Genomic DNA, 16,896 nt, shown 5'->3' with positions numbered 1-16,896 from the left:
CCGGTCGGTTTCAACCCCCGCGGTTTCCGCGAAGTTCGGCGCGGTTACGGAGGAAAACAATGACCGGAGCACAGGAATTCGAGCGTGTTCTCGACGGCAGCGACAAGAACGTTGCCTCGTTCGAACATCAGGATGTCACTCTTCTCAAACGCACACAGCATTTCTTGCATTCGACGCCGGCGGCTGTGCCCTTGATCGTATTGGTGATGGCAATCATCATCTTCGGCATCGCCATTGGCGGGCGCTTCTTTTCCGCCTATACGCTGACGCTCGTCCTGCAGCAGATTGCCATCGTCGGCATTCTCGGCGCGGCACAGACGCTGGTCATCCTGACTGCCGGCATCGATCTTTCGATCGGTGTGATCATGGTCATTTCCGCCGTCGTCATGGGCAATTGCGCCATCACCTACGGCATGCCGACGCCGATTGCCATTGTTGCCGGCATGGCCACGGGCGGTGTCTGCGGGCTGCTTAACGGTTTCCTTGTCGCCAACATGAAGCTGCCGCCGTTCATCGTGACGCTCGGCACTTGGAACATCGTCATGGCGACGAATTTCATCTATTCCGCCAACGAAACCATCCGCGATACCGATGTGGACGAACAGGCACCGCTCCTACATTTCTTCGCCATCAGCTTCCGGCTTGGCGGCGCGGTGCTGACCCTCGGCGTCATCGCCATGGTGCTGCTCGTGGTCGGTCTGTGGTATGTTCTCAATCACACGGCCTGGGGCCGGCATGTCTATGCGGTCGGCGACGATCCGGAAGCGGCAAAATTGTCTGGTATCCAGACCAAGAAGGTTCTGCTCGCCGTCTATGGTGTTTCGGGACTGATCGCGGCGTTTGCCGCTTGGGTCTCGATCGGCCGCAACGGCTCGATTTCGCCATCCTCGGCTGTAACTGATTTCAATCTTCAGGCGATTACTGCGACTGTGATCGGCGGCATCTCGCTCTTCGGTGGCCGTGGCTCGATCCTCGGTACGCTGTTCGGCGCGATGATCGTCGGCGTGGTGTCCATGGGCCTCAACATGCTCGGAGCCGATCCGCAGTGGAAGGTTCTTTTGACGGGCGTGCTGATCATCGGCGCCGTCGCGATCGATCAATGGATCAGAAAGGTGTCGGCATGACCACGACTGGCGAACCCCTTCTCACGGCTCGCGGCCTCGTCAAGCGTTACGGACGCGTGACTGCCCTCGACAATGCCGATTTCGACCTCTACCCCGGCGAAATCCTTGCCGTCATCGGTGACAACGGCGCCGGAAAATCCTCGCTAATCAAGGCGATTTCCGGCGCGACCACGCCGGATGAAGGCGAGATCAGGCTGGAGGGAAAACCCGTCCACTTCCGGTCGCCGATGGAAGCGCGCGAGGCCGGCATCGAGACGGTCTATCAAAACCTGGCGCTGTCGCCGGCGCTCTCGATCGCGGACAATATGTTCCTCGGACGCGAGATCCGGAAACCCGGCATCCTTGGCTCCTGGTTCCGCATGCTGGACCGGCCGGCGATGGAAAAGCGCGCCCGCGACAAGCTTACCGAACTCGGCCTGATGACGATTCAGAATATCAACCAAGCCGTGGAAACGCTCTCTGGCGGCCAGCGCCAGGGCGTGGCGGTAGCGCGTGCCGCCGCCTTCGGGTCGAAGGTGGTTATCATGGACGAGCCGACGGCAGCCCTTGGCGTCAAGGAAAGCCGCAAGGTACTGGAACTCATCCTTGACGTGCGCGCACGTGGCTTGCCGATCGTGTTGATTTCGCACAATATGCCGCATGTCTTCGAGGTGGCGGACCGTATTCATATCCATCGCCTCGGGCGTCGTCTGACCGTGATCAACCCCAAGGAATATTCCATGTCCGATGCCGTTGCCTTCATGACCGGCGCCAAAGCACCGCCGGCGGAGACTGTCGCTGCATGACATCTGCGACTGAGGCACTTGCCGATGACATTATTGCGCGTGCCGGCAATGCCAAACGATTCCTGGTCGCGATCGCCGGTCCGCCCGGCGCTGGAAAATCGACCTTGGCCGACAATTTGGCCAAGGTACTGCATGCCAAGGGCGAGAGCGTCGAGGTTCTGCCAATGGACGGCTTCCACATGGATAATGCCGTGCTGATCGAAAAGGGACTACTGGCACGCAAGGGCGTGCCGGAAAGTTTCGACGTTCGGGCGTTTATCGATATCGTCAAGGCGGTGCGTGCGGCCGATCAAGAGGTGCTGGTGCCCGTCTTCGATCGTTCACGCGAAATCGCCATCGCGTCGGCCCGGATTGTGTCGGCCGATCATCGCTTCATTGTCGTCGAGGGGCTCTACCTGCTGTTCAGCGAAGGCAAGTGGGCGGAACTCGAGGGCATTTTCGACTATACGATCATGCTGGCGCCGCCGATTGAGGTGCTGGAGGAGCGGCTGTGGCAGCGTTGGCGAGGCTATAATCTCACCGAGGAAGCGGCGAGCGCCAAGGTGTACGGTAACGATTTGCCCAATGGTCGCCGCGTCCTTGAAAACCGCCGCAGGGCCGATACCACCATTGATATCGTCCAGGACTGACATCCAGCGGTCATTTCCGCCGCATCTTCGATTGTTTTGCGGCATGGGATGGTGCTATCGAGGCTCGACGATACAAGACGAGTCCAGAGGTCGCTGCCATGCAAAAGCTCACCATCCGCCGCCCTGACGATTGGCATCTGCATCTGCGCGACGGCGCCATGCTGGAAGGCGTGATTGGCGATACCTCCAGACATTTCGCCCGCGCCATCATCATGCCGAACCTGGTGCCGCCGGTTGTCACGACAGCGGATGCAGTCGCTTATCGCGAACGTATCCTGAAGGCATTGCCCGCAGGCGACCGTTTCCAGCCGTTGATGACGCTTTATCTCACCGAACATACCGATCCCGATGATGTCGAGGAGGGCAAGAGAAGCGGCCTCATCACTGCCGTCAAACTCTATCCCGCCGGTGCGACGACCAATTCCCACGGCGGCGTGCGGCACATGGAGAAGGCGATGCCGGTGCTGGAGCGAATGGCCAAGATCGGCCTGCCGCTCTGCGTACATGGCGAGGTAACGACGCCGGATGTGGATATTTTCGACCGCGAGGCCGTGTTCATCGAAACCGTGCTCGATCCACTACGTCGACGCCTGCCGGAACTGAAAGTTACGATGGAACATGTAACGACATCGGACGGCATCGACTACATCAAGTCGGCAAAGGCCAATCTCGCCGGCTCGATCACCACGCATCATCTGATCATCAACCGCAATGCCATCCTCGTCGGCGGCATCCGGCCTCATTATTACTGCCTACCGGTCGCCAAGCGCGAAAGCCATCGCCTGGCGCTACGCGCAGCCGCCACAAGCGGCGATGCCAGGTTTTTCCTTGGCACCGATTCCGCGCCGCACGTCGATCCGCTGAAGGAATGCGCCTGCGGCTGCGCCGGCATCTACACATCGATTAACACCATGAGCTGCCTGGCGCACGTCTTCGAACAGGAAGGCGCCCTCGACAAACTCGAGGCCTTCACCTCGCTGAACGGCCCGATCTGGTATGCGCTGCCTGCGAATGAGGACCGGATTACACTGCTTCGCCGTGCTGAATCGGTTGCCTTTCCCGACAAGATCGAAACGGCGGCAGGCCCCGTTACCGTATTCGACCCGATGTTCCCATTGCATTGGGATGTCGAGAGCTGAGCGCAGTAAATTCGTACTCCTATAAATAGTACTTTTATTTGAAAATTCTGGGAGTAATGTCGGGGCATATTTCATTGAAATACATGATCTTTATCGGACCCTGTAACCAATTTGATACCCCTTGAAGGATAGCCTGATGCTGATCCCCAGCGGTGCGAAATGAAACCGTCGAAGGAAGAGCATGGAGCTTGACTATAATTCTCTTCTGCTGGCCTTGGGCGTTTCTGCATCTTGTCTTGCGGTGACGCTGATCGGCAGTTGGTTTTCCCGCCGGCCGGAGACGTTCCTGCTGACCGGTTCGGCGGGCCTTGCGCCTATCGTTGCGGGAATTTTCAGCTATGGCGCCTATGTCGATAAGCCACGGTTGATATTCGCCATCCCAACGTTCGTGCTGCTTTTCATCGGTTTTTCGACCATCTGGGCGGCGGGATACCAGTTCCGCATGCATCGGTTTTCGAGGACCCGTGTCGTTCTGGGAAGTTTGATCGGCATTGCCTTCTCCGTGCCGGCCATGCTTGCCGGTTATGATGGCCTTGCTTTCATCGGCGACAATTCGGTCGTCGCGGTGCTGCTCATGCTGACGGCGCGCGAATACTGGCTGAGCCGCGAGGAGGCGCCAACGCCGCTCTATGGGATTGCCGCGCTCTACACTTTGACCGCCATTTCTTTTGTGCTGTGCGCGGGCGTCCTGATTTGGGATGGTAAGCTCGTGCTCGGCCGTGCGCCGGACAATTGGGCCGAGGATGTCAGCCTTGCCGTCTGCATTGCCGGCATGACAGGTATCGGTGCCTTGTCGCTTGCGTTGCATCACTGGCGTCAGGCGGCGCATCACCGCCTTGAGGCGATTACGGATCCGCTGACCGGCTTGCTCAATCGCCGCGCTCTGTTCGATCTTTATGGCCAACGCTCCTTCGGTCCGTCGATGGCGGTGGTCGTCTTCGACATTGACCGCTTCAAGTCCGTTAATGACGAGCATGGCCATGCCACCGGTGACCGCGTGCTGAAGCTTTTTGCCCAGGAGTTGTCGAGCGGCTTGAGGGCCTCCGATACGGTGGCTCGCCTTGGCGGCGAGGAATTCGCGCTTGTGCTCGATAACGCCCTGCCGGGCCGGGCAGAGCAGATCGCCGAGCGGGTGAGGACCGCTTTTGCGAACCGCGAGGTCGCTGTAGAGGGTAAGTCTTTCGCCTGCACGGTCAGCGCCGGCATCGCGCTCGGCGCCGCAGAGGGTATCTGTTTCGACGGCGTCCTTAGTGCTGCCGACAAGGCGCTTTATGCCGCCAAGCGCAATGGTCGCAACCGGGTCGAAATCGCGGTCCATCTGCACGCCGTCCCGCCAGACGTTTCCCGCACGGCATCCTGATGATTAGCTAAAAGAGAGCACGGACGAAAGCGCAGGCAGCCAGCAGGGACGCTGCCGTGCGCAAATGGTTCCATCTTGTCCAATCGCTGAGATAGGTGGTCCATAACTGGGCCGCCTCCGCAGTGCGACCATCGACCTTATCCAAGGCGTCGTTCAAAGGAACATTGAAGACGATCGTGGAAAGGAAAGTGGTGACGATATAGAGCGCCGCGCCGGCAATCATCAGGATGCTAACGCCGCCCCGCCAATAGACGATGGCGATCACTGCGATAAACACCGAGAGCGCTACGGTCAGAAGAAATACTACCATGAACGGCGAGCGTAGGATCGTCGTATTGATCGACTGCATGGCGGCGATGCCTTGATCGGCGGGAAGGCTGGCGAAGGCCTGCATGATGAAGGCCGAGAAGGCGAAAAAGATGCCGGCAATGAGACTGCTACCGAGTGCGGCGGCGATGAGGGCGATATTTGTGATCGGGTAGATCATGGTTGGACACTCCAGATGCCGGTTGCCGCCGTTTCACGCGCATAGTCGGGAAAATCCCGAGGCGGCCTGCCGAGGACCTGTTGAACGCCATCCATGACGTTCGAATTCCGGCCATCCAGAACCTTCGTGAAAAGCTCGTACAAGATACCGATCGTCTCCTGCGGCAGACCCGCAGCCGTCAGTTCGGCAGTGAAAGCATCTACCGGGGCGGTCTCATACTCTATGGCTCGGCCGGAAGCCGCGGCGATCTCCGAGACCGCCTCGCGAAACGTCAGCGCTCGAGGTCCCGTCAGCTCATAGGTTTGGTTGCGATGTCGGGGGTTGGTGAGAGCTTCGACGGCCACGTCGGCAAGGTCGTCGGCATCGACGAAGGGTTCAGGCACATCGCCGACCGGCAATGCCAACCTTCCTTGGCGGAGCTGCTCTAAAAAGGCGCCTTCGCTGAAATTCTGGTTGAACCAGCTGGCGCGGAGCACGGTGTAGTCCACGCCCACCGCCTTGAGTTCGTTCTCGCTGCGAACGGCACCATCCTCGCCACGGCCGGAGAGCAACACGATGTGCCCAATGCCCGCATCAACTGCCGTCTTCGCGAAGGCCGAAATGGCTTCGGCGGCGCGGGCGACGGCAAGATCTGGCTGGAAGGCGACATAAGCGGCGGAAGCGCCGGTCAGCGCTGCATGCCATGTGCCACGGTCCTGCCAATCGAAGCTGGGTGCCGTCGAGCGCGAGGCTGCACGGGCATGGATGCTACGATCTTTCAGGCGCTTGGCGACACGACCGCCGGTTTTTCCCAATCCACCAATGATGGCGACTGTCGAGATCTGCATGTCGGCTCCTCCCGCGAAAATGTGATAAAATCTCTCATTTGCAAAATGTGATAAACTCTCTTATATCGTATGTCAAGAATGTTGGACGAGCCGTGACATGGTGCAGGAGCCTCTTGTGAAACACAGGCGCAGCAAGGAGGAGGCAGGCACGCCCCGCAGAATACCGAGCCAACAGCGCGGCCGCGAGCGCGTCGAGCGGATATTGTCCGTTGCGATGGAACTGATCGAAAAGAATGGCAGCGATGCGTTGCGAATGGGCGAGATCGTCGAAAAGGCCGACGTATCTTTCGGCTCGCTTTACCAATACTTTCCCGATAAGACCGCTATCATCCGCGTCCTGGCCGAACGTTTCAACCAACAGGGGCGGCAATGCGTGGAGAGCGAACTGGCGCGTGTGAAAAGCGCCGCTGATCTCCAGGGCGTACTCGGCAGCATCATTGATGGTTACTACGCGATGTTTTGCGAAGAGCCGGTTATGCGGGATATCTGGCATGCGACGCAGGCGGACAAGCTTCTTCAGGCGATCGATGCCGAGGACATGGAATGGCATTCCCAGGCTTTTCTGGCAGTGCTCCATCGTCTGTGGCCGGCGCGAGATTCCGATGAACTGACGCGGATCGCCCGATTGACCATGCAACTTGTCGCCGCCGCAGTCCGCTACGCGATCTCGATTGAGAAGGCGGAGGGCGACAAGGCGATCGCCCTTTTCAAGGCAATGCTGCCCGCCGATGTCGGTGCTGTCTCGGAGAGGGTATCGACGCCCCACCAGATGAAATAGCAGCACTGAAAAACGGGTGCATACGAATCTCTCCGTCCGGCTGGAAACCTCGGCCACTTGCTGCTATTGCCGCAGGAATGTCCTAAGAGCAAAGGAGGCTGCGCATGACCACCCAAATGACATTTTCCGATCGCGCCGTCATGGCCGAACTGGTGGCGAAGATGCTTTGGGAGATCAAGGCGGTGCACTTCAGCGCCGACAAGCCTTATAAGCTCGCCTCCGGCATGGCGAGCCCGGTCTATATCGATTGCCGCAAGCTGATTTCCTACCCGCGCATCCGCTCCACGGTAATGGATTTCGCCGCCAGCATCGTCATGCGTAACGCCGGTTTCGAGCAGTTCGATTGCGTCGCCGGCGGTGAAACGGCTGGCATTCCCTTCGCGGCCTTTCTTGCGGAGCGTCTCGACCTGCCGATGATCTATGTTCGCAAGCAGCCGAAGGGCCATGGCCGCAATGCGCAGATCGAAGGCCACATGCCTGAAGGCGCCCGTGTACTGGTCATCGAGGATCTGACGACGGCCGGTGGCAGCATGTTCACCTTCATCGACGCCGTCCGCGCCGCCGGCGGCATCGTCGAGCATGGCATCGCGCTGTTTTACTACGACATCTTCCCCGAAGCGGAGGAACGGTTTGCCAACGGCAAGGTTCGGCTGCACTATATCGCCACGTGGCGCGACGTGCTCGCTGTTGCCAAGGCGCAGAAGCTGTTCGACGACAAGACGCTCGAGGAAGTCGAAGCATTCCTCAATGCACCGCTCGCCTGGTCCGGTCGGAACGGCGGCGTGTCCGAGCTGGCAACAAAGTGACGCTTTGCTTTTGCCGCAAATTTATCTAATCGATTTACGGAACTAGACCGACAGACGCTCTCGAGGAGGCCGGAATGATATTGTGCTGTGGCGAAGCTTTGATCGACATGCTACCGCGGGATACGACGCTGGGCGAAAAGGCCTTTGCGCCCTATGCTGGCGGCGCGATCTTCAACACCGCGATCGCGCTTGGCCGCCTCGACGTCCCCACTGGCTTCTTCACAGGTATTGCCGACGATATGATGGGCGATATTCTGCGCGAGACTCTGTCGGCCGCCAAGGTGGATTACAGCTACTGCGCCATCGCTCCCCGTCCGAGCACGATCGCTTTCGTCAAACTCGTCAATGGTCAGGCGACTTATGCCTTTTACGACGAAGGTTCCGCCGGCCGGATGATCACCGAAGCCGATCTCCCGACCTTGGGGGACGACTGCCAAGCACTGCATTTCGGCGCCATCAGCCTCATTCCCAACCCTTGCGGCGCGACCTACGAAGCGCTGATGAAGCGCGAGCATCAAAGCCGCGTCATTTCGCTTGATCCGAACATTCGCCCCGGCTTCATCAAGGACAAGGCCGCGCATATGGGCCGCATCAGCCGCATGGCTGCCATGTCCGATATCCTGAAATTCTCAGATGAGGATCTGGAATGGTTCGGCATGCCCGGAAACCATGACGAACTTGCAGCCCACTGGCTGAACCAGGGCGCCAAGCTGGTCGTCGTCACCAAGGGTGCCGAGGGCGCGACGGGGTACACGAAATCGCTGAAGGTCACAGTCCCCAGCGAACGGGTCACGGTCGTCGACACGGTGGGGGCAGGCGACACTTTTGACGCCGGTATTCTCGCGTCGCTGAAAATGAACGATCTGCTGACCAAGACGCAGGTGGCATCGCTGGATGAGAAGGCGTTGCGGGATGCACTGGCTTTGGGCGCTAAGGCCGCGGCTGTGACGGTCTCCCGCGCGGGTGCTAACCCACCCTGGGCGCGTGAGATCGGGCTTTAATTCAACCCTCCCCTTAACGGGAGGGTCGGTACGCAATACCGGGTGGGGTGATCCATTAGTCGTTCCGACGTGGAGAGCATCGTCACCCCCTCCCGCCGCCTTGCGGCGACCTCCCCCTCGAGGGGGAGGTAAATGACGGATCCTATTTCGCCCGGCTCGCCAGCGCAGCCACCAGGCCCTGCGTCGACGAATCGTGGCCAGCGGCGCTTTCCTTTCCTTCGATGACCGGCAGCAGGCCGGTTGCCAGTTCCTTGCCGAGCTCGACGCCCCACTGGTCGAAGGAGTTGATGCGGAACAATACGCCTTCGACGAAGACGCGGTGTTCATAGAGCGCGATCAGGCGGCCGAGTGCGTAGGGTGTCAGCTTGTCGTAGACGAAGGTGATCGACGGGCGGTTGCCGGTAAAGACGCGATGCGGCGCGATGAAATCGGCCTTCTTGTCGTCCATGCCCTTGGCGGTGAGCTGAGCCTTGGCCTCCGTAAAAGTGCGGCCCTTCATCAGAGCTTCCGACTGCGCCACGCAGTTGGCCATCAGCAACTGGTGCTGGTGAACGAGGTCCGGCTCGAAGGCATTCGCGGCGATCATGAATTCGGCCGGGATGATGCTCGTGCCCTGGTGGATGAGCTGGTAGAAGGCGTGCTGGCCGTTGGTGCCGGGTTCGCCCCAGGCGACCGGGCCGGAATTGCCCTCGACCGGCGTGCCGTCGATGGTGACGCCCTTGCCGTTCGATTCCATGTCGAGCTGCTGCAGATAGGCCGGAAAGCGCGACAGGCGCTGGTCATAGGGCAGAATGGCGCGGGTTGCATAGCCCAGCACGTTGCGATGATAGAAGCCGATGAGGCCGAGCAGCATCGGCAGGTTTTCCTTGAACGGCGCCTTGCGGAAATGGTTGTCCATCGCATGCGCACCGTCGAGGAACTTGCCGAAATTCTCAGGACCGACGGCGATCATCAGCGGTAGGCCGATGGCCGACCAGATCGAGTAGCGGCCGCCGACCCAATCCCAGAAGCCGAAGACGCGCTCGCTGTCGATGCCGAAGGCAGCAACCTTATCGAGCGCCGTCGAAACAGCGGCGAAGTGATGCTGAACAGCAGCTTCGCCGAGCGCCTTGGCAATGAACTTGCGCGCCGTCTGGGCATTGGTCATCGTCTCGATGGTGGTAAAGGTCTTGGACGCGACGATGAACAGCGTCGTTTCCGGTGAGACGAGCTTCAGGACGTCGGCGATATGGGCGCCGTCGATGTTGGAGACGAAATGCGCGCGCGGGCCGTCATGGAACGGCGCAAGCGCCAGCGTTGCCATGACAGGGCCGAGATCGGAGCCGCCGATGCCGATGTTGATCACGTCGGTGATTGGCTTGCCGGTCGCGCCCTTCAGCATGCCCGAGCGGATGCCGTCGGCAAATTTGCCCATGGCGGCCAGCACGCTGTTGACTTCAGGCATCACATCCTTGCCATCAACGAGAACGGGCGTGTTGGATCTGTTACGCAGCGCGGTATGCAGAACGGCCCGGTTTTCGGTGAAGTTGATGGCAACGCCCGAGAACATCTCGTCACGTTTGGCTGCGATGCCGCCATCGGTTGCGAGCTTCTCAAGAAGAGCAAAGATCTCGTCGTTCACCGCAGTCTTGGAATAGTCCATCAGCAGGTCGTCAAGCGAGGTGCTGAAGCGTGAAAAACGGTTGGAGTCGGCTGCGAAGGCGGCGCGGATATCGGTGGCCTTGGTGGCCGCTGCGGTGCTCTTCAATTGTTCGACGAGGGCGTTCATGGGGGGCTCCTTGCGGTTCGCGCCACTGGCCGTCTGGCGAGGGCGGGGCAATCTGAGTTAGTCGCGGAAACTATTCGCTTTGTGGGGCTTAAATCAAGTTCACGTGTCATCCAAAATGAAAAAAGCCGCTCGCGAAATAGAGCGAGCGGCTTTCGGAATGACATGGAATTATGTCAGTTGCGCAATTCCTTGCGCAGGATCTTGCCGACATTCGATTTCGGCAGTTCAGTGCGGAATTCGATGAAGCGCGGTCGTTTGTAATTGGTGAGGTTTGCGATGCAGTGCGCCTTGACCTCCGCTTCGGTTAGCGCCTGGTCCTTCTTGACGATGAAAAGTTTGACGGCTTCGCCAGAATGCACGTCCGGCACGCCGATTGCTGCAGCTTCGAGAATTCCCGGATGCATGGCGGCGACTTCCTCGATCTCGTTCGGATAGACGTTGAAGCCAGAGACGAGGATCATGTCCTTCTTTCGGTCGACAATTTTGGTGTAGCCGCGCTCGTCCATGAACCCCATGTCGCCGGTTCGGAAGAAGCCGTCCGCTGTCATCACCTTAGCGGTTTCCGCCGGTTGCTTCCAGTAACCGGCCATGACCTGCGGCCCACGAACGCAGATTTCGCCGACGTCGCCGAGCGACAGCGAATTGCCGTCCTCGTCACGAATGTCGAAATCGGTACCCGTGATCGGCAGGCCGATCGTGCCGGTGAAGTCCGGGCTGTCGAAGCGGTTGGCGCTGGCGACCGGCGAGGTTTCCGAAAGGCCATAACCCTCGGTGATCCACGAACCTGTCATCTTCTGCCAGCGCTCGGCAACTGGCCGCTGCACGGCCATGCCGCCAGCTAGCGTCAAGGTGCGCGACAGGTCGACCTTCGCGAATTCCGGATTGTTCATCAGCGCGTTGAACAAAGTGTTGAGGCCGGGAAACAGGTCGAATTTGTATTTGCCGAGCTCTTTGACGAAGCCCGGTATATCGCGCGGGTTGGCGATCAGCACATTATGTCCGCCGAGCGACATGCCCATCAGCGAATTCACCGTCAGTGCGAAAATATGGTAGAGCGGCAATGCGCAGACAAAGGTCAGCACAGCGGGCCGTGTCTTATTGCCGTAAGCGGCGGCCAACCACAGCAGCAACTGTAACTGATTGGCGAGCAGGTTGGCATGGGTCAGGATCGCGCCCTTGGCAACACCGGTCGTGCCGCCGGTATATTGCAGGAATGCGATGTCGCTGCTGGTGAGATCGACCGGCTTCAACGGCAGCCTTGCCCCTTCATCGAGTACGGCCATGAAACGGCGATGGCCGGGGATGGACCAGGCTGGTACCAGCTTCTTCACCTTGCGGACGATGAAATTGACGAAATGGCCCTTCAGGCCCAGCATGTCGCCGAGCGAGGTGACGATGACATGGCGCACATCGGTATGCGCCAGCACCTGCTCGACCGTGTGCGCGAAGTTTTCCAGCGCGAAGATCGCCTTGGCGCCGCAATCGCGCAGCTGATGTTCCAGTTCGCGCGGCGTGTAAAGCGGGTTAACATTGACGACGACGAAGCCTGCGCGAAGGATGCCGTAAACGGCGATCGGGTTCTGCAACACATTCGGTATCATCACGGCGATGCGATCGCCCTTTTTCAGGCCGAGACTCTGCAGCCAGGCACCGATCTTGCGCGTTTGTGCGTCGAGGTCGCGATAGGTGATCGATTTGCCCATGCTGGTGAAAGCGAGCCGATCCGCATAGCGCGCGCAGCTTTCCTCCAGCAGTTCGGCAAGCGATACATGCTCCAGCGGCGGCAACTCGGCCGGCACGCCGTCCGGATAGGACGCGAGCCAGATCTTCTTGATCGCCGGTCCATCCGAAGGAGCGGAAACTGAATTCATGCGTACTTCCTCCTTGACGCAATCGTCACGCCCAGCCTTCGGCGCGCGGCTCTTTAGCGTGGCACTACTTGGCTGAAAAGTCTCCCGTTTTTCGCTAGCGCCGCCGCTTTGCCCTCGCCTAAAGACCTAAGGCAATAACAAAGCTATAATAACTTTGACGTAAACGTCAATAATCCATGGGCGTTAACCAATTTTTAATAAGTTTGAAAAAAGTACTGGAACTTTTGCGACGACGGAGCGTTAATGGAGCCGTGGGCGAAGACCCATCGGAGCATCGTGGTGCCTGCGCAAGTAGAAGGCGGATCGGACGCTCCAAAAGTTTATGTGAAGCGTATCCAAAAGGAGGTGCGCACATGCATAAAGAGAGTGCCGAGACGATCAGCCGCGACCTCTATGTCAAGGACATGTCGATGCTGGTTGCCTGCGATCGGGTCGAGGGATCGAAGGTCTTTGGGTCAGACGGCAAGCAGATTGGTCATATCGAGCGCCTGATGCTGGAAAAAAGCGATGGACGTATTGCGTTCATTATCCTCAGTTTTGGCGGCTTTTTTGGCATCGGCCAGGATCACTATCGGTTGCCTTGGGAGAAGCTGCGCTACGACGCCCGCATCGACGGTTACCGCGTCAACATGACCAAGAACGACATCGAGAAGGCTCGTCGTTTCGCCAGCAAGGACGATACCCTAGTCCACAAGGATCATGGCCATAAGAGCCACGACTATTTCGGCGTGCCGCCCTACTGGATGTAGGCACACAAATAGTTGAGCCGGCCTGCCCCGCGTGCGCGGGGCGTGGTTGTGTTGTTTTTATTGGAACCGCCCGTGCCTTTGAACCACCTCGATCTTGTAGCCATCGGGATCGGTGACGAAGAAGAAGAGGGCGAAAAGTCTCCCATCGCGATTGAGTTCGATGACCTTGCCGGGATCGAGGCCCAGCTCGGTGAAGCGCGCGTGTTCGTCCCGAAGCTCGTCGACTGATACAGCGAGGTGGCCATAGCCGTTGCCGAGCGCATAGGGCTCGACTCGGTCCTGGTTGACGGTCAATTCCAGTTCAAAACCAGTCTCCACATTGCTGAGATAGATCAGCGTAAAGGTCGGGAAGGCGATGCGGTCGGCGACCGTTAGCCCGAAAGCCTTGCTGTAGAAATCGATCGACCGCGCTTCATCGAGAACTCGGATCATCGAATGGATCATTTTCGCCATATGCACCTCCTTGGCGCTAAATGTGGACTCCGATGTGAAGCATGAACCCCAAATACTGCGAAGCGATTTTTGGACAAAATCGCGCACGCGAACCATCAGAGCCATACCGCCTAGAAAGCCCTGCGTTCAGTTAAACGCACAAAGGTTGTTCTAGTCTTTTGAATCTAGAGCATTTTGTCCGCTTGCAGGTGGTACCCACGGGATGCCCAGGCCGCGAAATCACTGCGGCCGGAAGCCGATTTTGCGGGTGACGGCATGTTCGATCGTCTCCATGCCGTCGTAGATTAGCACCGCCATCAGGCCGACGATTAAGCCGCCCTGCAGGATAAAGGCAGTATTGTCATTGATCAGGCCGGCGATGATGACTTCGCCAAGCCCCTTCGCCGCAACGGTCGAGCCGATGGTCGCCGTGCCGATATTGATGACGGTGGCAATCTTCAGGCCCTCGATGATCAGCGGGAGAGCCAGAGGCAGCTCGACCTGAAACAGCCGCTGCCAGCCATTCATGCCCATGCCGTCGGCGGCGTCGAGTACGGAGGCGGGCACCTGCTGCAGGCCGGCGACGGTATTTTCGAAAATCGGCAGCAGCGCATAGAGAAAAAGCGCAATCAGCGTCGGCACCGCGCCGAAACCCGTAGTGGAGATGGCGAGCGCCAGCACTGCGACCGGGGGAAAAGTCTGGCCGGCATTGGCGATCGCGCGCGACAGGGGCAGGAAATCGGCGCCGCTTTTGCGGGTGACGAAGACGCCGCCAAGCACGGCGAGGATGCCGCTGGCGGCGATCGAGATCAGGATCAGCTCCATATGGCTGATCGCGAGACCCACTAGGCTGTTCTGCGTGTAGATCGGCGATGCCCCGAATTTGGTGAGCGGTGCCAGGATCGGCATCAGCCATTCCGGCCGGAACAGCAGCACCAGCAGCAGCGCCAGCGCCAGGAACCGGAAGATGTTAGCGGTCAGAAATTTCATGCTTTGCGGCCCAGTTCGATCAGATGCCGCATGGAGATCGAGCCGACCGGCACCTTGCTGTCATCTTCCACGATCGCTTCGTCGGCACCCTGCCAAATCATCTCGGCCAGCGCATCGCGCAGATTGAGCGTCTGCGACAGGCTGTAGCCGAGGCCCGGTCGCAGCGGCTGCATGCTTCCCTTCAGCGGCAGCAGCGACATCAGCTTCAGTGCCCGATCGGAGGTGCCGGTCAGTTGTTGTACGAAGGGATCGGCCGGTTCGGTCAGGATCTTCCCCGGTTCGGAACATTGCAGCAGCTTGCCTTCGCTCATGACGGCGATCTTGTCACCGAGATGGAAGGCTTCGTCCATGTCGTGGGTGACAAGGACGATGGTCGTGCCGAACTGCTTCTGGATGGCCAGAAGATCGTCCTGCGCCTTGCCGCGGATGACAGGATCGAGTGCGCCGAACGGCTCGTCCATCAGCAGCACTTCCGGTTCGGCGGCGAGCGCACGCGCAACGCCGACGCGCTGTTGCTGGCCGCCGGAAAGCTGGCTCGGATACTTCGCCGCGAAGGTCCCGGGATCCAGATGGAAGAGATTGAGGAGTTCCTCAACGCGGCGGTCGATGCGCGCTTTGTCCCAGCCGAGCAATTGCGGCACGGTCGCGATGTTCTGCGCCACGGTCCGGTGCGGAAACAGGCCGTGGCCTTGAATGGCATAGCCGATGCCGCGGCGAAGCTCGGTCGCCGGCGCGGTCGTGACATCCTGGCCGCGGAGCAAGATCTGGCCGGCGGAGATTGGCACCAGCCGGTTGATCATGCGCATCAGCGTCGACTTGCCGGAGCCGGAGGTGCCGACGATGACGGTGATCGTGCCCTTTTCCATGCTCATGCTAACATTGTCGACCACGGCGACACTGCCATAGCGCTTGGTCACGCCTTTCAGCTCGATCATGGTGGTCATGCGTGTTGTCCTCGGATGCTGTCGATGACCGCATCGAGGATGACGGCCGATGAGAATGCTAGAAAGACCGTCGGCACGGCGCCGAGCAGCACCAGGTCATTGGCCGTCTGGCCGATGCCCTGGAAGATGAAGAGACCGAAACCGCCGCCGCCGATCAGCGCCGCGACCGTGACGAGGCCGATGGCCTGCACAAGCACGATGCGGATACCGGTCAGGATAACCGGGAACGCGAGCGGCAGATCGATGCCAGTCAGGATCTGTCGGCGCGTCAGTCCCATGCCGGCGGCTGCGTCACGCACGGAGGGATCGACGCCGGCGAGCCCGACGACGGTATTGGCGACGATCGGCAGCAGCGAATAGATCACCAGCGCTACCAGCGCCGGCGCTGTGCCGATGCCTTGAACGCCGATCGCGGCCGCGAAAGGGATGTGCGCCGCGATATAGCCGAGCGGCAGCATCAAAATGCCGAACAGAGCCAGGCTCGGAATGGTCTGCACTAGGCTCAAGCCGCGCAGCACGACGGCGCGAAGTCTCGGCTGCCAATAGCAAAAGATGCCGAGCGGCAGGGCAAGCACGATGGCAATGGCGACGGAGCCGAGCGACAGGAACACATGGCCAAGCGCCTCATTCCAGAATTTATCGGCATTGTTGCCGTACTCCTTCATGATCGACAGATTGTCGAGCAGGCCGGCCCTGAGGATGACGCCGAGAATCGCTGTGTAGAGGGCGAGCGAGGCGACCCGAAGCCATGGCGTGAGCTGCAGCTTCACCAGCGCATCGGAAATCACTAGGCCGATAACGGCGAGCAGCACCCAAAAGCAGCCGCCCGGCGTGATGCGCGCCACAGTGCTTCCGGCCGGCGTAGCCGCGGTAGAGACGAGGCCGAGCGTGATGATCAGCAGGGCGATGGCGAACGTGGCGATGCCGAGGCGGACGAGCTGGTTGCGCAGGAAAAGAGCGGCAAGCGCGGTGGCGACGAGAAGAATAAGAAGCGCCAGCGCGACCGGCTGGGCAAGAAGCTGTGTCAGCAATTGCGGCTTGCCGGCGGCAATGCGATTTGCCTTGACGATGACGAACGGCATCGATGCCGTCGCCAGGAGACCACCGGCCACCAGCACCATTCCAAGACGGTCCACCCTGCGGACCGCAAGTGCATGTTCCATCAAGCAAGCTCCGTCAGCGCATGATCTCAAAACGCGCAAAGCG

General features: G+C 59.7%; 17 protein-coding genes. 9 read left to right on the top strand and 8 right to left on the bottom strand.

Going from position 1 to position 16,896, the window contains the following annotated elements; genetic code table 11:
* Window positions 1-59: 59 nt before the first annotated feature.
* The 5 genes from PY650_RS04765 (at window position 60) to PY650_RS04745 (ending at window position 5,037) form a co-directional block, all read left to right on the top strand.
* Window positions 60-1,124 (top strand): ABC transporter permease, encoded by a 1,065-nt coding sequence (locus PY650_RS04765; RefSeq protein ID WP_285877904.1) that lies wholly within the window; start codon window positions 60-62, stop codon window positions 1,122-1,124.
* Window positions 1,100-1,909, top strand: a complete 810-nt coding sequence (locus tag PY650_RS04760; RefSeq protein WP_285877903.1) for an ATP-binding cassette domain-containing protein — start codon at window positions 1,100-1,102, stop codon at window positions 1,907-1,909. The genes PY650_RS04765 and PY650_RS04760 overlap by 25 nt, the downstream gene beginning before the upstream one ends.
* Entirely contained in the window at window positions 1,906-2,538 is a 633-nt protein-coding gene (locus PY650_RS04755; RefSeq protein WP_285877902.1) for a nucleoside triphosphate hydrolase, read from the top strand. Before PY650_RS04760 ends, PY650_RS04755 begins: the two co-directional genes overlap by 4 nt.
* 98 nt (window positions 2,539-2,636) lie before the next feature.
* On the top strand, window positions 2,637-3,677 hold the full coding sequence (gene pyrC / locus PY650_RS04750; RefSeq protein WP_285877901.1) for a dihydroorotase: 1,041 nt from the start codon (window positions 2,637-2,639) through the stop codon (window positions 3,675-3,677).
* A gap of 181 nt (window positions 3,678-3,858) precedes the next feature.
* Window positions 3,859-5,037 carry a GGDEF domain-containing protein gene (locus PY650_RS04745; protein WP_285877900.1) on the top strand — a complete coding sequence of 393 codons (1,179 nt, stop codon included), beginning with the start codon at window positions 3,859-3,861 and terminating at the stop codon, window positions 5,035-5,037.
* A 7-nt stretch (window positions 5,038-5,044) separates the two neighbouring features.
* On the opposite strand, the gene PY650_RS04740 is transcribed toward PY650_RS04745, so the two are convergent.
* Complete coding sequence (locus PY650_RS04740; protein WP_285877899.1) at window positions 5,045-5,524, bottom strand: anthrone oxygenase family protein; 480 nt, start codon at window positions 5,522-5,524, stop codon at window positions 5,045-5,047.
* The gene (locus PY650_RS04735) at window positions 5,521-6,351 is read right to left on the bottom strand and encodes an NmrA family NAD(P)-binding protein (RefSeq protein WP_285877898.1); all 831 of its coding nucleotides are present in this window, start codon (window positions 6,349-6,351) and stop codon (window positions 5,521-5,523) included. Before PY650_RS04735 ends, PY650_RS04740 begins: the two co-directional genes overlap by 4 nt.
* Window positions 6,352-6,448: 97 nt before the next feature.
* Between PY650_RS04735 and PY650_RS04730 the strand changes: the two genes are divergently transcribed.
* The 3 genes from PY650_RS04730 to PY650_RS04720 all read left to right on the top strand — a co-directional run bounded on the left by PY650_RS04730 (window position 6,449) and on the right by PY650_RS04720 (window position 8,936).
* Window positions 6,449-7,129 carry a TetR/AcrR family transcriptional regulator gene (locus tag PY650_RS04730; RefSeq protein WP_285877897.1) on the top strand — a complete coding sequence of 227 codons (681 nt, stop codon included), beginning with the start codon at window positions 6,449-6,451 and terminating at the stop codon, window positions 7,127-7,129.
* Between the two features lie 104 nt (window positions 7,130-7,233).
* Window positions 7,234-7,935 (top strand): orotate phosphoribosyltransferase, encoded by a 702-nt coding sequence (locus PY650_RS04725; protein ID WP_285877896.1) that lies wholly within the window; start codon window positions 7,234-7,236, stop codon window positions 7,933-7,935.
* Between the two features lie 74 nt (window positions 7,936-8,009).
* Window positions 8,010-8,936, top strand: a complete 927-nt coding sequence (locus tag PY650_RS04720) for a carbohydrate kinase family protein (RefSeq protein ID WP_285877895.1) — start codon at window positions 8,010-8,012, stop codon at window positions 8,934-8,936.
* Window positions 8,937-9,078: 142 nt separating this feature from the next.
* On the opposite strand, the gene pgi is transcribed toward PY650_RS04720, so the two are convergent.
* Window positions 9,079-10,704, bottom strand: coding sequence for a glucose-6-phosphate isomerase (pgi, locus tag PY650_RS04715; protein WP_285877894.1), 1,626 nt, complete (start codon window positions 10,702-10,704; stop codon window positions 9,079-9,081).
* Between the two features lie 173 nt (window positions 10,705-10,877).
* On the bottom strand, window positions 10,878-12,575 hold the full coding sequence (locus PY650_RS04710; protein WP_285877893.1) for a long-chain-fatty-acid--CoA ligase: 1,698 nt from the start codon (window positions 12,573-12,575) through the stop codon (window positions 10,878-10,880).
* Between the two features lie 353 nt (window positions 12,576-12,928).
* On the opposite strand from PY650_RS04710, the gene PY650_RS04705 reads away from it, so the two are divergent.
* Window positions 12,929-13,324 (top strand): PRC-barrel domain-containing protein, encoded by a 396-nt coding sequence (locus tag PY650_RS04705; protein ID WP_285877892.1) that lies wholly within the window; start codon window positions 12,929-12,931, stop codon window positions 13,322-13,324.
* Window positions 13,325-13,381: 57 nt separating this feature from the next.
* On the opposite strand, the gene PY650_RS04700 is transcribed toward PY650_RS04705, so the two are convergent.
* The 4 genes from PY650_RS04700 to PY650_RS04685 form a co-directional block, all read right to left on the bottom strand.
* Entirely contained in the window at window positions 13,382-13,777 is a 396-nt protein-coding gene (locus PY650_RS04700) for a VOC family protein (RefSeq protein ID WP_285877891.1), read from the bottom strand.
* Window positions 13,778-13,996: 219 nt separating this feature from the next.
* The gene (locus PY650_RS04695; protein WP_285877890.1) at window positions 13,997-14,746 is read right to left on the bottom strand and encodes an ABC transporter permease; all 750 of its coding nucleotides are present in this window, start codon (window positions 14,744-14,746) and stop codon (window positions 13,997-13,999) included.
* Window positions 14,743-15,690, bottom strand: a complete 948-nt coding sequence (locus PY650_RS04690; protein ID WP_285877889.1) for an ABC transporter ATP-binding protein — start codon at window positions 15,688-15,690, stop codon at window positions 14,743-14,745. The genes PY650_RS04695 and PY650_RS04690 overlap by 4 nt, the downstream gene beginning before the upstream one ends.
* Window positions 15,687-16,853, bottom strand: a complete 1,167-nt coding sequence (locus PY650_RS04685; RefSeq protein ID WP_285877888.1) for an ABC transporter permease — start codon at window positions 16,851-16,853, stop codon at window positions 15,687-15,689. The genes PY650_RS04690 and PY650_RS04685 overlap by 4 nt, the downstream gene beginning before the upstream one ends.
* Between the last annotated feature and the right edge of the window lie 43 nt (window positions 16,854-16,896).

The sequence above is a fragment of the Martinezella calliandrae genome (genome assembly GCF_030272695.1).
GTDB lineage: Bacteria > Pseudomonadota > Alphaproteobacteria > Rhizobiales > Rhizobiaceae > Rhizobium > Rhizobium calliandrae.
This window is presented reverse-complemented; position numbering and strand designations above follow the sequence as displayed.